Origin of the sequence: Lacihabitans sp. LS3-19, from assembly GCF_024343575.1 — a bacterium.
Classification (GTDB): domain Bacteria; phylum Bacteroidota; class Bacteroidia; order Cytophagales; family Spirosomataceae; genus Leadbetterella.
In genome coordinates, this window is the sequence record NZ_RJUA01000003.1 from 251,543 (window position 1) to 268,065 (window position 16,523).

The following is a 16,523-nucleotide window of genomic DNA, read 5'->3' on the forward strand; positions in this document are numbered from 1 at the left end:
TATAAACTCTTATATGTCGCTCGATATTAGCACAAACGGATTTTTAGATTTTAGATTTAATAATAATCAAGAACTTTTAGATGGTATTACTTTACCTAATAAGTTTAATGTTAGCATTAATTCAAACAAAAACTGGCTATTAAATGTATCTACCCTGACTTCTAAATTTCTGGCGATTGGGTCCCAAGCTAGTACTCAGATGCCCCCTGACATACTGAGCATTAAAAAAAACAACAGTTCCACCTTTGTGCCTTTAAGTCAAAACTCAAATACCGTCGGGATAGGTTATAAAGGAGACAATACTTCAGCTGGAAATCAATTTAAACTTGACATTAAAGCTACACCTGGATATACTTTCAATGGAGGTACCTATGCCATCGTATTAATTTTTACTTTAAGTCCGCAATAATTCTATTCCTTTTTTATATTCATTTTTCTCTTCTTTTGAATAATTTTAAACTCTATTTCTGAATAATTTTCTTTCAAAAGATCGATTGAAATAATAGATTTTTCCACTCTATTGTCTTCACCAAAAATATTGGTAGGAATCTGAACATTATAAAAATCTTCCTTTAAATTTAAATAAAATTCACCTTTTTCATTAGTAGTAGATCTAAAAATCTCTCCTTTTTTATTAGTGGCAATAATCAAAATGCCATTTAAACTCTCTTTAGCCTCTTTATTTGAATTCTCAATCTCAAATTTCACTTTACCGGCTACCATTTTGCTTTGTTTGAAAGGAACACCTATAGAAATATCTCTATCCAAAAACAAGGTATCTAAGTTTTTATCTTTGGGCACCCAACCTTTCAAATTTTGTATTTTCCTGTAATCAATAATGTATTCTTCTTTTTCAACATTTTTCATAAATACCATCCCTTTTTTATTGGTTTTAAGGGCTTGTCCATTTATTTGAAGATTTACATCGGCAATTGGTTCTTCTCCTTTATCAAATATGTTATTGTTGTTGTTATCTTTAAAAAGAAAAATACTCGCTGAATAATATTTTTGTTTTATTACCAATGGTAGATTAAATGTTTTTTTCACCGAAACATTTAGAGAAGGTAATTGGGAAATATCTAGTACATTAATATTAGAAAAAACACTTACGCTAGCCTTCGCTTTTGGTAGTTCGAAGTACAGTTCATTTCTTAGAACCATATTGGTTTTAGAAAAAATCGAATTATTACTATTTGAAATATTAATTCTATCATAAAAAGTTCTTGATTTGTTTTTAAACTCATAAAACAATGAAACGTTATGAGTTTTAGGATTTAGATTAGCTGACACAAAGCTGATATAATCGAAATAAAAATTGGGTCCATTGGTATAGTTGGCATTAAGGCCTAAACTTTTATATTTTAACTGATAAAAAATACCGTATGAATCGTGTATTTTATTATTGTCAATTTCTTTGACGCTTGTTTTCATGAAATTAAACATAAAAGATTGCATAAAATGTGATTTATATGTCGATAAATTAAAAGAAGACTTCAAACCACTCATTTTTCCAAAGGAGTTGTTTTGTTGGTATTGGTCTAAATACGAAAAACCAGCAATGCCTCTGCTATTTTGTTTAGCTAATTCTATTCTTAATCCATGTTCCTGACTTTGATAGTTTTGTAATTGCCCAATAACTTGGTTTTCTTCAAAAAAGGGCTGCCTGGTGTTTGATTCGGAAAAGAATGCAATGGATTTTGTTTTGTTGCCCATCTGAATATCATGGCTACCATATTTTACGCCTTTCAAAATCCCCGGAAATTTGTCACTATAATATTGAAAAGTAGATTGAATCTTTGCGAACTTTAATCTAGTCTCGAACCTATACCCACCCATATAACCTAAGGTATAATTTTGCTCTAATTCTTTTTTTTCCGAACTATATCCAGCTGATAATGAGAATGATTTACTTGTGGAGTATTTCTTTTCGAAATTATGCAAAGCAAACATACTTGTTGTATTGCTGGTTTTATCAGATAGAAAAAGGGCGTTTGTACTAATAACTCGGTTCTCAATTTTATTATTTTCGGTTTTTAAGCCTATAATTTGAGCATTGCTTATAATACTTTGAACACCATACATCTCAAACATTTTTTTCGAATTGGTAGTATAAGCCATTCTGGCACCGTAACCATTTATTTGGTAATTGAAAAACAAATTCTGAGTACCAATACTCAAATCAACCTTTTGACTTCGGTAACTCAAATTATAATATTGTGTATTTAAGGAAAAATCAGGATTAAATGAGTTTGTCCTTATTCTGAGACCTATGATTTTATTATTTTTTAAATTATAGTTTCCATTAATATCAAAAAAAGAATAAGACGAACCTCGGGTTAAAGCATTAATATTAAAATATTCAATATCAATTGGAAAAGATCCAAATTTGCTTTTGTTTCCTTGATAAACTTCTGATGCAAAATAAACATTACCGCTTAACATGACAGTTTCATTTTTTGATTTTATAAAAAACGAAACTGATTTAGCACTTGAAGTTTTATACCTCGAGGCAACATAAATATTTAAAAGCGTATCAGCTCCAGGTCGAAGCATAACCTGAAGACCTGACGAAGGTAAGCCTAATCTAAGCTCGCTTTTTAAATTTATCTCAAAAAGCTCTCTTTTGTTGCCATTGTTTCTAATATTTAACTGAAATTTAGAAAGGCTATCATTTTCATTAATAACAATATTAGAATTTAAAAGATTTGCATTCCATTTTGTGTTTTGGTCAATTTTTACAAAAAAACTTTCATGGACTTCAACACCTGAAATTGGGTTTTTAAAAAAAATGGTGATTGGGTATAGCAAATCACCGAGAGCCGATTTTGAAGGCAAAATTCTAAAAGGAAGATTTATGAATTCTCCCCTTTTTACTTCTAAGCTAGCATTAGGTATAGTAATAAAACTCCATCCATCTGGCAATAAAAACCTAAGTCCCAAAGTCAAATCTTGAAAAGAATTATTATTGACTGTTATAGAGTTAAAAACAAATCTTCCAGGTTTTATTGAAATAGTATCTTTAAGTATTTTAGCAGAAAATTTTTCCATACCAATATTCTGCTGGGCTACTACTTTGGTTTCAAAGAAAAAAGTAACAAGAACAAGCAAAAATAGAATAATCGATATGTTCCGAAATTTTAACATTAAAAAATACTAGATCATTATAGTTTAGGTTTAAAAAATAACAAATGAAATATTAAGGGGCTGTCACAGTAAACGTAACTCCCAAAGAATAGGTAGCTGGACTTATATATCCAGGATTGGCCAAATAGTCTATCGAAAAAGTATTTACACCAAAGCCTCCACGATTTCCAGTTGCTAAAGATTGGTCACTGGTAGTAAGAGCAATGTTTGCTGTTGTACCATTTTTTCGAACAGAAAGAGAGCTCGCTGGCACGTTAGCATCACCTCCAGCTGTTGCTGAAAAATTGACGGTGTTAGCTTTTACACTTACTGTCCATGGTTTATTTGACCTAACTCTTAGGCCAGCAGCTGAGAGATTTGTTTTGCCTGATTCAAAATCTGTAGCGGTTGCAAAAGTGAACCCAAGGTTTTGAGCGGAATTATCAAAATCTAACTCTAAAATATTATTTATCGCTAAAGTAACTGTATGCGTTTTGGTAGTATTCTGAGCAGATGTAGGTAGAACAAATACGATGTAAATTGCAATTAATAATAATGCATTCTTCATGACAAAAAATGTTAAATGATTTAATATGAATAAATTAAGGGGCTGTAACTGTATAGGTAACTCCTAAGGTATAAGTGGCTGGTGAGATGTAGCCTGGATTAGCTAAGTAGTCAATTAAAAAAGTATTTACGCCAAAACCTCCCTTTGCACCTGTAGCTAAAGTTTGATCGCTAATTGTTAGCGGAATTGCATTTGTAGTGCCATTTTTTCTTACAGACAATTTGTTGGCTGAAACGTTAGCATCTCCACCTGCTGTTGCCGCAAAATTCGGTGTGTTAGCTTTTACACTTACCGTCCAAGGTTTATTTGATCTCACCCTTAGTCCAGCAGCCGAAGAATTTGTTTTCCCATTTTCAAAATCAGAAGCAGTAGCAAAAGTAAATGACAAATTTTGGGTAGTATTGTCAAAATCTAGCTCTAAAATATTATTTATCGTATAGGTAACTGTGTGAGTTTTTGTAGTATTCTGAGAAAATGAATTCAAGCAAATAGCCAAACCCAAACCAATGGTTAATAATAATTTTTTCATTAAAAAAGCATTTTTTATGAGTAAAATAAATTTACTCAAATCGTTATTTAAACTATATTTATTAGGGCGTTTTTATCCACGCAATAACAAGAATTCAATAACTATGCCAAAAATGATTTTGTGGTAACTTATAAGGCGTAAGTATCTAATAATAAATGATTTAATTTAGAAAAAAAAGCTTCTTCTGAGATTTTGTTTTTTCTGCATTTAAGGTGAAGTAAGCGTGTAGGTTAATTCAATAGAATAATTATCAGGTAAAATATACCCAGGATTTGCAATATAATCCAAAGAAAAGCGATTCTTGTCGAAGCCCCCATTTGACCCTGTGGCTATGACTTGGTCAAATATATCTACCGGAATTTCAGTATTTGAGCCAGTCTTTCTAACCTTCAAAACACTAGACTTTATCTCAGACTCTCCTAGACTTTCGGAATTAAATGTTTGGGAGTTTGCTTTCACATTTACTAACCAATCTCTATTAGACCTAACTTTCAAACCTGCTGCCTGCAAGTTAGTTATACCATTGTCGTAATCAGACAAAGTACTAAAGTAAAACTCGGTATTGTTTAAACTTTCATCGAACTTAAGTTCTAAGATAGGATGTGCAATAATACGAACAGTATGAGAAGCAGTAGATTGGCTATATAAAGAAAAATGTGCCAATGCAAAAAGCACTGCCACTAACGTATTTTTTTTCATTTTTTTCCTGATTAAGTATAAAGTCTAGAGAGGAACATTAATAATTAAAAGGCCTATCCTAACTTATTTACACAAACATAGAAAAAATAGAAAAAAAAACAAAATGAGAGAGCTTTTTTAAACTCTCTCATTTTAATCAAATAAAAATTATTTCATTATTGATTACTTACTGTAAATGTTACTGGTACAGTATAGGTATCTTCAGCAAAATAACCTGGATCCAATTTGTAATCTATTGAAAATACTCTGTTACCAGTGTGTCCACCTTTATTTCCAGTAGCTATAGCATCTCCAGAAGTGATAGCCTTGTAAGCAGTTGTACCATTTTTTCTAACTTTCAAATCTGCTGCAGCTAACTCAGTATCATTAGCATTGTCTACAGCATCAAAATTTGTAGCAGTTGTAGATACTGTTACTTGCCAAGACTTTGTTGCTTTTACTTTCAACTCCGCAGCACTAGTCTTCTCAACGCCGTTGTCATAATCAGTTGAAGTAGCAAATTCCATCTCTACATCGTCTGTACTAGTCATTTGGATATCCAAAACCGGACTCGCAATAACTTTAACATTGTGAGATACCTTGTTGGTGTCTACTGGTGCAAATGCAAATGATGCATAACCTACCAAAGAAAGAACGATTGTTGTCAAAATTGACTTTTTCATAAATAATAATTGTTTAATTTTTTGGGCTAGTTACATAATGGTTTTTCCTGACAAATTATAGGAACCGCTTATTTCACTAAATCCTAGTGTTATAAAATATTTTAATTAGTGAGCGGTAGATTTTATTCGAAAAATCCAATCGCTCATGGATTTCATTTTCAAATTCTATGCCAATTCTAACATTGGTTTGAATTTGAAAAATTTGAGAAAAGGAAAGAATGAAAATTATTAAGCGGAGTCAAAATGGACAAAGTACTTTGATAAATAACAAAATAGCTATAATAGCCTAATTATCAAGCTGTATTTTAATTAAAAAAATAAAAAAAACTTCAATTTGGTTTGAAGTTTGAAGTTTGTCCCAAAAAAAAATTATATCAAAAAATAAAATTTGGCATGGTACATTTTGAAAAATTATTGATTTTTATGCCAATCGATAATACTATTTGAGAGTGTTGAATAGACTTTTTGTAGGTCTGAGTCATCGGATAAATATTCGATTTGGGCATTAATAGTCTCTGAATCTCCCCTAACCGCAGGCCCAGTTTGTACTTCTGCGGGGTGTTTTGCGAGCATTGATTTTTTAAATGTTTCCGCTATTAGAGGTTTTAAAAGATTAAAGTCTAAGTCTTCCGCTTCTAATATTTCTTTTGAAAGTGCCCAAAGGTGGTTGGTGAAGTTGCATGCAAAGACAGCAGAAACATGTAAAACTGCTCTTTCGGCAGAATTAATTAGGTAAATTTCTTTGGAAATTTTTTTTCCTAAATCAACCAAAAGTTTTTCTGAATCGATACTTTCGGCTTCTATACAAATAGGCACCTCAGTAAAATCTACCATTTTTCCTTTTGTAAAAGTCATCAAGGGATAAAAAACTCCGGTGTTTACTTTTAAATCGTGATAGATTTCTAAAGTTTTAGTGATTAATTCCAACGACTTGGCACCTGAAGTATGCACCAAAAGTACATTTTCTGGTAATAATATCTTAGAACAAATCTCTTCAATGGCATTGTCAGAAACACAAAGAAAGAAGATTTGAGCAGTGCTTTCAGAAAAGTCTAGGTCATCTTTAGGATTGGCATCATAAATATCATCAGTAAATAATATAGCCTTGCTAATTTCACGGCTGTAGACTTCGTTAATACCGATTTCGTGTTTTTCAAAAACTCTTGCTAGATGCCAAGCAATATTGCCAGTGCCAATTAAAGAAACATTCATTTATGAGGGTAATATTTTTCTAAAAATAAGCAGAAAATCATAAAATGCCAATCTATTAGGACTTTGCTAAATATTTTAGGATTTGAGAAGTCGCCCCAGATTGATTTCTGACATATTCAAAAGACTTTGATTTAATTGCTTTAAGTTTTTCATTATCAATCATTTCGAAGCTTGTATTTAAAGAGGTTAGGTTTGAAATTGGGAAGGCGACGCCTATTTCAATCAAATCTACGGCTTCTTGAAATTTCTTAAAATTTTTGTCACCAAAAAATATCGGAACACCAAAAACAGCCGCTTCTAACGTATTATGCAAGCCTTTTCCAAAACTCCCACCTACATAAGCGAAAGTAGCATATTGGTATAATTGAGAAAGCAAACCAATAGAATCAATTATCAGAATCTGACTTTTACGAGAAGTATCTTTTAAATATTCAGAATATTTCTGAGCATCAATTTTCTGCATCCACTCATTCATTTCTGATTCGTGCATTTCATGTGGTGCAATTATGAATTTCAGATCTTCGTGTTTTTCAATAAACGGAATCAAAACCTCCATGTCCTCTTTCCATGCACTTCCAACCACAAAAACCTTTTTGCCGTCCATGAATTCCTTTATGCCATGCACTTCTTTAATGTTGTTTGCAAGATCAGAAACCCTATCGAAACGCGTATCACCAACGATTGAATAGTTTTTGTAATTTATCTTTTCTAAAAGCTTGGCGGTTTTACTGTTTTGCACAAAAAGATGATCAAACGAAAAAAGAATGTCTTTAAAGTACTGTCCCCAAGGTTTAAAAAATGCTTGATTTTCTCTCAAAATTACTGAAATACCGATTATTGTGGTTTTTTGCTTTTTTAAAGCTTTTATGATATTCGGCCAGAATTCGTATTTAACAAAGACTGCGAAAGTTGGATTTACAGCTTCAACAAACGATTTTGCACTTTTGACGGAGTCAATCGGCAAATAAGATACAAAATCTACGAGAGCATAGTTTTTCCTGATTTCGTAACCAGAAGGAGAAAAGAAAGTTAGTAAAATTCCAAATTCAGGATTTGATTTTTTGAATGATTCAATGACTGGTCTTCCTTGTTCAAATTCACCTAATGAAGCACAATGAAACCAAATGATTTTCTTATTTGAATTTTCATTTCTCCAAACAATAATTTTTTCTTTAAATGATTTGATAGCTTTTTGCCCTTCATAAAATTGTTTCACTTTTGGACTTAGTCCTGCAAATAGAAATAATATTTTTTCTATAAAAAAGGTAAAACAATTATAGACTATTTTTATAAAATATTTCAAATCGAATTTTTAATTTTTGGTAAAGAAAAATTGAATTTAATGGCTAAAAAACGAATAAGTACAATGACCACAAAAACAATAAATTGGGTATTCTGATTATCTAAATGGAATCTTTTTAAAATAAAAAACAAAATGCCGCCAATTATGCAAGCAGTAGCATAAATTTCTTTTTGAAACAAAGCCGGAATTTCATTCAAAATAATATCTCGAATTACGCCGCCAAAACAAGCCGTAATCGTGGCCAAAATCAAACAAGAAAGTACACTGAGTTCCGCTGCCAAACCTGCCTCTATGCCTTTTAATGTAAAAAAGCCCAAGCCCAAGGTGTCAAAAAACAAAAGTGTTTTGTCGAGTTTTTCTATTTTTTTACGAAAAATAACTGTCAAAACCGAAACCACCATTATCAAAAGGATGATTTGAAAATCGGTGAGCCATTTTACTGGAAAGTGGCCTAAAAGCAAATCTCTAATAGTTCCACCACCAATGGCCGTTACAAATGCGATAACCGTAACTCCAAAAATATCCAACTCCTTGCGAATGCCTGCCAATGCTCCTGAAGCTGCAAAAGAGATGGTTCCGCCTATAGTAATGAAAGAGATTAACTCCATTTTTGTTGATTTTGGCTCAAAATTAGAATACTAATCTCAATTCTTTGCATGTTTTGTAAAGATATCGGAGAAGAGAGTGGCAAAAAAAAGCCAAATTTTCGTATCTTTGCGGCCAATTTTTAAGACAAAAACAAGCACGTTTTAATATATACAAATGAGATATCCTGAGTACAAAGCGGTTAATTATGCGGAAATAGCGGATCAGATTTTAGAATTTTGGAAAGAAAACGAAATTTTCGAAAAGTCAATAGGAGTTAGGGAAGGCAATCCTGTATTTAATTTTTATGAAGGGCCACCTTCGGCTAACGGCACGCCAGGTATTCACCACGTAATGGCCCGAACTATTAAGGATATTTTCTGCAGATATAAAACGCTTCAGGGCTTTCAAGTAAAAAGAAAAGGTGGCTGGGATACGCATGGCTTGCCTGTAGAACTGCAAGTAGAGAAAGAATTGGGAATAACCAAAGACGATATTGGAAAGAAAATTTCAGTAGCAGAATATAACCAAAAATGTCGTGAGGCTGTGATGCGTTTTACAGATATTTGGCAGGACATGACCGATAAAATGGGTTATTGGGTGGATATGGAAGACCCGTATATTACCTACAAAAATGACTACATCGAGTCTATTTGGTATTTGCTTAAGAAACTTTACGACAAAGGTTTATTATACAAAGGCTATACTATTCAGCCATACTCACCAGCTGCTGGAACAGGCTTAAGTTCACATGAACTCAACCAACCAGGTTGCTATCGAGATGTAAAGGATACTTCAATGACCGCCCAATTTAAGGTAATAAACAACCATAAGTCAGGATTTCTTTTTGAAGCTGCGAGTGGGGGAGAGGTTTTTGTTTTGGCTTGGACCACTACGCCTTGGACTTTGCCTTCAAACTCGGCATTGACTATTGGAAAAAACATAGAATATGCTTTGGTTAAAACCTTTAATCCTTATACATATTTACCAGTAAATGTGGTTTTGGCCAAAGACTTAATAAGTAAATATTTCACTGAGAAAAACCAAGATGGAGATTTTGATGGGTTTGTGGATTCAGATAAAAAGAATATTCCTTGGAAAATATTGACAACCGCTAAAGGTAGCGAATTGGATGGAATTGAATATGAGCAACTGATGCCTTATGTTACACCAAAACAACCGGCTTTTAGAATAATTTTAGGTGATTTTGTAACCACAGAAGACGGTACAGGTGTTGTTCATACAGCTCCTACTTTTGGTGCGGATGACTTCCGAGTGGCTCAGCAACACGGAATTCCTGCCATTATGGTATTGGATGATGCGGGTAAAGAAATGCCTCTTGTGGATAAAAGAGGCAGGTTTGTAAAAGAAGTGACTGACTTCAGTCTAGAATATGTGAAGGAGGCCTATTATTCGGCTGAAGAACTGGAAATAGAAAAAGCGAAACAAGGACGAGATAAATACCTTTCGGTTGATGAGCGTATTTCGATTAAACTAAAGACGGAAAATAAAGCCTTTAATGTTCAAAAGTACGACCATAGTTATCCTCACTGTTGGAGAACAGACAAGCCCGTGCTATATTATCCAATGGACTCATGGTTTATTAGAACCACCGCAGCCAAAGATAAATTGGTGGAACTAAACAAAACCATCAATTGGCAGCCTGAAAGTACAGGCTCTGGAAGGTTTGGAAATTGGCTAGAAAATCTTGTGGATTGGAATTTATCAAGATCAAGATATTGGGGAACTCCACTCCCAATCTGGAGAAGCGAAGACGATGAGGAAGTTTGCATTGGTTCTATTAATGAACTGATAGATGGGGTAAAAAATGCTTTGGCATCTGGGAAATTGACAGCCGAGCAAAATGTGAAGAATGAAGAGTTTGTTGCCGCTTCATTATCACCGGATTTCGACCTCCACCGCCCATTTGTAGACGAAGTTTACTTAATTTCGACTTCAGGAAAAGTAATGTATCGTGAGCCTGACTTGATAGATGTTTGGTTTGATTCAGGTGCTATGCCTTATGCCCAATGGCATTATCCTTTTGAACAAAAAGAGATATTTAATCAAGCCTATCCTGCTGATTTTATTTCGGAAGGAGTCGATCAAACACGTGGCTGGTTTTTTACGTTACATGCCATAGCAGGTATGCTTTTTGATTCTGTTGCATTCAAAAATGTTGTTTCTACTGGATTGGTTTTGGATAAAAACGGCAATAAAATGTCTAAGCGTTTGGGCAATGCTGTTGACCCTTTCGAAACCTTGAAAAAGTATGGTGCTGACCCAACACGTTGGTACATGATAACCAATGCCGAGCCTTGGGACAACTTGAAATTTAATGCAGACGGTATACAAGAAGTACAAAGAAAGTTTTTTGGCACATTAACCAATACCTATAATTTCTTTGCCCTTTATGCCAATTTAGATAAATATACGATTGAGCAGTTCAACAGAGTTCCAAGAGAAAAACTTTCAGAACTTGACAAATGGATTGTCTCAAAAGTCTTTAGTTTGGTAAAGAAAGTTTCTGAAGAATATGACAACTATAATCCAACAAAGGCAGGAAGGTTGATTCAAGACTTTGTAAGTGATGACTTATCAAACTGGTATGTTAGATTGAATAGGAGACGTTTTTGGCAGGGTGAAATGACCGAAGATAAACGTGCTGCCTATCAAACATTACAACACTGTTTGGCGGCTGTTGCACAGTTAATGTCGCCTATAGCTCCTTTCTACGCTGATTGGTTATATAAAAACTTAACGGATCCTATCAGACAAGAATCAATAGAGAAAAATACGCCATTTAAGCATGAGTCGGTGCATTTTACAGATTGGCATACTTATGAGCCTGAATGGGTTGATGCTGACATAGAAGAGGCCATGAGTTTGGCTCAAAACATTTGCTCAATGGTACATGCATTGCGTAAAAAGAGTAGCTTGAAAGTTAGGCAGCCATTGGAGAAAATATTGATACCAGTAATTTCGGCTAAAACCAAGAATCAAATCGAAAGTGTAAAATCTATTATCCTATCAGAAGTTAATGTTAAAAGCATTGAGTTTTTGGATGATGAAAACAGCATCTTGAAGAAGAAAGTGAAGCCTAATTTCAAGACTTTAGGGCCAAAGTTTGGCAAAGACATGAAATCTGTTGCTGAAACTATTACGGCTATGAGTTCTGAAGATTTGAAAAATCTTGAAAAAGGTGGAGAAATAAATCTAAATGGATTCAACCTAAGTCTTGGAGACGTTGAAATTCTTACCGAAGACATTCCTGGATGGCTTGTTGCAGTTGAAGGCGGTATAACTGTTGCATTGGACATAAACGTAAGTGAGGAGTTAAAACAAGAAGGAATAGCTAGAGATTTTGTGAATCGCATACAAAATCTAAGAAAAGAGAGTGGGTTTGAGGTAACAGACAAAATTGTTATTGAATTAGAAAATACAAATGAAGAAGTAACTAAGGCAATAAAAACTTATACAAATTACATTTGTCAGGAAGTGCAAGCCTTGAAATTAGATATAGAAAATGAGGTTTCGGATGCATCAGAGATAGAAATGGACGAATATTTGTTGAAATTGAAAATTGCTGTTTCAAAATAAAAAGTATAAGAACTTAGTTTTTAATACCTTAGTGAAAGCGTTAAAAAAAAATATAATTTTTTTTCAAAAAGAGTATTGACAATAAAAATTAAGCACTTATCTTTGCACCACGATTTACAAGAATCGTAAACGGTTTGGTAGTTCAGCTGGTTAGAATACCTGCCTGTCACGCAGGGGGTCGCGGGTTCGAGTCCCGTCCAGACCGCAAGAGTAAAAATTTAATGCCTTATAATCAATAGATTGTAGGGCATTTTTCTTTTGGTGTATAAGTGACTGTAAAAGTAAATTAGGGATCAAGCAAAAAAGGGATCAAGCAAAAAAGTTGGGGGAATCTAAAAAGCCATTTGCCTAATTTATATAAATCTAAACTTGATTCAAGTTTTTTTTCTACATAGTCCAAATAGTAATTTTCTTTATTGCTTCCTGCTTTTTTTATTGCTTCTTTATTTTTCTGAGGTTTTTTTAATCGAAAAGAAATCGGGATTTTATTTTTTTAAATCTAATATTCTTATATTTAAAATATCATTTATCATTTTATCAATTCCTTTTCAGTTTTAAAGTCTATTTGAAAAAGACTTATAACCAACAAACCATGAAAAAAAGCCCAAACTATCTTCTTAAATCAATTTTATTTATTTCGCTTCTTTTAAATGCTATTGCAGTGAAAAGCCAAAGTCGAGATGATATAAATAATCGAGATATTCTTTATCTAACTTCAGGTGGTAAGGTAAATCCCCTGCAGGCCATTATGGATATCAGGCATTATACAATTGAATTGGAAGTTGATATTGCCAATCAGTCCATCGCTGGATTTACGGAAGTGACTTTGAATTTATCCCAGAAAACCGATACCATTTTACTTGATTTAATTCACTTATATAAGGTTACCAATATCAAAGTGAATGGTAAGAATACTGTATTTAAACAAAGTAACGACAAGATATTTATTACTTCTACAGAAGGTTTTGAAAGCGGCCATAAAGTTATAAAAGTGGAATACAATGGAATTCCTCCAGTAGCCATCAGACCCCCGTGGGATGGAGGATTTACATGGAAAAAAGATATAGCAGGCAATGATTGGATCTCAATTAATATTCAAGGTGAAGGAGGAAAAATGTATTTTCCCTGCAAAGATCACCCAAGCGATGAACCCAATGAAGGTGTAGACATGAAAATAACGATTCCCTCAAATTTAGTAGTCGCAGGGCCTGGATTGTTAATGAAAGTGACAACTAAAAAGAATAAATCAACCTATTATTGGAAAACCAATTATACAATTAGCAATTATTGCATTTTGTTTAATATTGGGAAATATAAAGTTGCTAAGGATACTTATACAACCATTAGTGGCAATACTGTTCCTATTGAATATTATGTATTGGAGGTTGATACTGCTCAAGCCAAAAAAGTGATTGAATTAAAAAAACGAGACACTAAAATATTGGAGAAGTACTTTGGCGAATATCCATGGGTGAAAGAAAAGATTGGGATAGCAGAAGTGCCCAATTCAGGTATGGAGCACCAAACAATGATTACTTTCGATAATAAATTTAAATATAGGAATGTCGGTGGTCAGGAGTATTCTGATAACCTTTTTCATGAATATGCACACGAATGGTGGGCAAATAAGGTTACCAATAAAGACTGGGCTCACATGTGGATACAAGAGGGAATTGCCACTTATGCTGAAGCTTTGGCAATGTTAGAATTAGGCGGAGAACTCGCCTACAATACCATGATAGACGGCCACAGAAGAGGTGTTAAAAACAGAAAAGCGATGGTTTTGGGAGATGAAGTAACAGAAGAAGAAGTGTATTCAGGTGGAGATATTTATGGAAAAGGGTCGTTTTTTATGCATAGTTTAAGATATTTAGTTGGCGACGAAGTCTTTTTCCCAACTTTAAAAAAGCTAGCCACAGATCCAAAATACACCTATGATAACTTTGTAACTACCCAAGATGTGGAAAACCTGTTCAGTACAGCATCAGGAAAAGACTTAAAGCCCTTTTTTGATTTTTATTTGAGAACCACTAGTGTTATAGACGTAAATGTGAAAGAAATTGGATTTCAAAAATATCAAATTAAGCTTAATAATTACTTTATGCCTTTGCCTTTTGATATTATCTCGGATGGTAAATTGGAGAAAATTATTATTCCTGCCGAAGGAATAGTTGTAAAAAGTAACTATGCTCCTCAAGTAGACCCTAAAGGATTTTACCTTAAAAAAATCACTATAGAATAATGCGAAATCTAAAACAAATCCTCTTCGTATTTTGCTTTTTTTTAAGCCCTGTAATTGTTTTTGCAGACGATTATCCTATCAATAAAAATATTGATATAAAACATTATTCTTTCGAACTAAAATTATCTGATGATACGGATGAAATCTTCGGTAAGACCAAAATAAATATCTTTTTTAAAAAGGCTGGTGTCCAATCTGTTCGATTAGATTTAATTAATATAAACGCTGAAAGAAAAGGCAAAGGAATGCAAATTGATTCTATAATGGTGGGTTCTGTTCCTGTTAAATTCACCCATCAAAATGACGAGATAATTATCAATTTGCCAAGTCCTTCAGTCGCCAATTCGGAATTAGTGTTTGGCATAAAATACCATGGCGTGCCTTTTGACGGACTTAAAATTGGGCCAACAATTTTAGGAGATAGGAGTTTTTTCTGTGAAAACTGGCCAAATAAAGCTCGGCATTGGCTGCCCACTTACGATCACCCTTCTGATAAAGCAACCTCTGAGTTTATTGTAACTGCACCAGCACATTACAAAGTTGTTTCCAACGGTTTATTGCTCGAAGAGTCAGATTTGGGCAACAACACCCATTTGACACATTGGAAACAATCTGTGCCGGTATCATGCTGGTTGTTTGTGCTTGGTGTGGCTGATTTTGCAGTAAAATATGTAGACAAATTTGACGGCAAATCAATAGAAACGTGGGTATATGCCAAAAATAGAGCAGCTGGATTTTACGATTTTGATGAGCCCACTAAAAAAGTACTGGAGTTTTACAGTGCTTATGTGGGCCCATTTGCTTACGAAAAATTGGCAAATATTCAATCAGTGAATTCTGGTGGAGGCATGGAAACTTCGTCTGCTATTTTTTATTCAGATAAATTGATAAATGGCAAAAGAGACGTGCGGCTCAGGAATGTGGTCATTCACGAAATAGCTCACCAATGGTTTGGCAATGCCGTTACAGAAACTACTTGGGATGATGCTTGGCTAAGCGAAGGTTTCGCTACTTTTTTTACGATGTTATTTATTGAAAATGAATATGGAAAGGAAGCCTATGAAATAGAAGTTAAGAAAGCCAAAGAGACGGTTTTTAAATTGGGCCAAAAAATGCCTGATTTCACTATAATAAGTCCTAGGTCTGCCGAAAAAGAAGATGTTACATCTGGCTTAACTTATCAGAAAGGAGCGTGGGTCTTACATATGTTGAGAGATTTGATAGGAGAGGTTAACTTTCAAAAAGGTATCCGTTCATATTATTCAAAATATTTTAACGCAAATGCAACCACGGATGATTTCAGAAACGCGATGGAAAAAGCTTCTGGTAAAGATCTGGAATTATTTTTTAAACAATGGTTGTATCAACCAATTAATCCTGTTATCAGCGGTACATGGAATTATGATGCTAAAAATAAAAAACTAACGATTGAATTGACACAGACGCAAAAGGGTGGTTTTCTTTTTAATATACCTGTAGAAATTGCTTGTCAAATAAAGGGAGCGGTAAACCCTAAAGTTTTAAAAATGAATTTAAATCAAAACCAGAAAACCCAATCTTTTATACTTGAAAATGCACCAGAGGAAGTAGTTTTCGACCCAAGAAATGTTTTACTAAGTGAGAATATTTTTGATAAGAAATAAAAATCATCCTTATGTAAAGACGTATTTGTTTAGTTTAAATTTTTCCTTTTTTGAGGTATATTTATGATATTGAATGGATGGTTTTTTTTATTAGAATTTCAAGTTCTTTCCGTATAATATTAATGATTTTTAAAAAGGGTTTGGATTTGTTTTTTTATCGCAAAAAAGAAATTATAAAAATTTTCTAATAATGGTTAATTGTTTGATTATAAAATTCTTATATAAAAAGACCATTAGCTTTTAATTAATCAAATACTAAAACTGATCAAACTTGATTTTTAGTCTGCATTTTAAAGGCAGGTAACATAATTAATATTAATTGTCCAAAATTTGATATTACTTAGCTTGGCAATGTTT

The 16,523-nt window shown here is 33.3% G+C and carries 12 protein-coding genes and 1 tRNA gene; 5 read left to right on the top strand and 8 right to left on the bottom strand.

Features of this window, described 5'->3' with window-relative positions:
- Nucleotides 1–13 precede the first annotated feature (13 nt).
- On the top strand, nt 14–409 hold the full coding sequence (locus EGI22_RS04900) for a hypothetical protein (RefSeq protein WP_255066749.1): 396 nt from the start codon (nt 14–16) through the stop codon (nt 407–409).
- A gap of 2 nt (nt 410–411) precedes the next feature.
- On the opposite strand, the gene EGI22_RS04905 is transcribed toward EGI22_RS04900, so the two are convergent.
- The 8 genes from EGI22_RS04905 to EGI22_RS04940 form a co-directional block, all read right to left on the bottom strand.
- The gene (locus EGI22_RS04905) at nt 412–3,048 is read right to left on the bottom strand and encodes a hypothetical protein (RefSeq protein WP_255066750.1); all 2,637 of its coding nucleotides are present in this window, start codon (nt 3,046–3,048) and stop codon (nt 412–414) included.
- A gap of 148 nt (nt 3,049–3,196) precedes the next feature.
- Nucleotides 3,197–3,691 carry a hypothetical protein gene (locus EGI22_RS04910; protein ID WP_255066751.1) on the bottom strand — a complete coding sequence of 165 codons (495 nt, stop codon included), beginning with the start codon at nt 3,689–3,691 and terminating at the stop codon, nt 3,197–3,199.
- 34 nt (nt 3,692–3,725) lie between these two features.
- Nucleotides 3,726–4,220, bottom strand: coding sequence for a hypothetical protein (locus EGI22_RS04915; RefSeq protein WP_255066752.1), 495 nt, complete (start codon nt 4,218–4,220; stop codon nt 3,726–3,728).
- 207 nt (nt 4,221–4,427) lie between these two features.
- On the bottom strand, nt 4,428–4,919 hold the full coding sequence (locus tag EGI22_RS04920) for a hypothetical protein (protein ID WP_255066753.1): 492 nt from the start codon (nt 4,917–4,919) through the stop codon (nt 4,428–4,430).
- 155 nt (nt 4,920–5,074) lie between these two features.
- A complete protein-coding gene (locus EGI22_RS04925; RefSeq protein ID WP_255066754.1) occupies nt 5,075–5,581 on the bottom strand; it encodes a hypothetical protein in 507 nt (168 codons plus the stop codon).
- A 411-nt stretch (nt 5,582–5,992) separates the two neighbouring features.
- Nucleotides 5,993–6,793, bottom strand: coding sequence for a Rossmann-like and DUF2520 domain-containing protein (locus EGI22_RS04930; RefSeq protein ID WP_255066755.1), 801 nt, complete (start codon nt 6,791–6,793; stop codon nt 5,993–5,995).
- A gap of 55 nt (nt 6,794–6,848) precedes the next feature.
- Nucleotides 6,849–8,009, bottom strand: coding sequence for a glycosyltransferase N-terminal domain-containing protein (locus EGI22_RS04935; RefSeq protein WP_255066756.1), 1,161 nt, complete (start codon nt 8,007–8,009; stop codon nt 6,849–6,851).
- A gap of 83 nt (nt 8,010–8,092) precedes the next feature.
- Complete coding sequence (locus tag EGI22_RS04940) at nt 8,093–8,704, bottom strand: trimeric intracellular cation channel family protein (RefSeq protein WP_255066757.1); 612 nt, start codon at nt 8,702–8,704, stop codon at nt 8,093–8,095.
- Nucleotides 8,705–8,858: 154 nt separating this feature from the next.
- Here EGI22_RS04940 and ileS point away from each other — a divergent pair, with 154 nt between their 5' ends.
- From ileS to EGI22_RS04960, 4 genes are all read left to right on the top strand, one after another.
- The gene (gene ileS / locus EGI22_RS04945; RefSeq protein ID WP_255066761.1) at nt 8,859–12,281 is read left to right on the top strand and encodes an isoleucine--tRNA ligase; all 3,423 of its coding nucleotides are present in this window, start codon (nt 8,859–8,861) and stop codon (nt 12,279–12,281) included.
- A gap of 131 nt (nt 12,282–12,412) precedes the next feature.
- A tRNA-Asp gene (locus tag EGI22_RS04950) sits at nt 12,413–12,486 on the top strand.
- Nucleotides 12,487–12,873: 387 nt separating this feature from the next.
- Nucleotides 12,874–14,523, top strand: coding sequence for a M1 family metallopeptidase (locus EGI22_RS04955; RefSeq protein ID WP_255066762.1), 1,650 nt, complete (start codon nt 12,874–12,876; stop codon nt 14,521–14,523).
- The gene (locus tag EGI22_RS04960) at nt 14,523–16,166 is read left to right on the top strand and encodes a M1 family metallopeptidase (protein WP_255066763.1); all 1,644 of its coding nucleotides are present in this window, start codon (nt 14,523–14,525) and stop codon (nt 16,164–16,166) included. Before EGI22_RS04955 ends, EGI22_RS04960 begins: the two co-directional genes overlap by 1 nt.
- Nucleotides 16,167–16,523 lie beyond the last annotated feature (357 nt).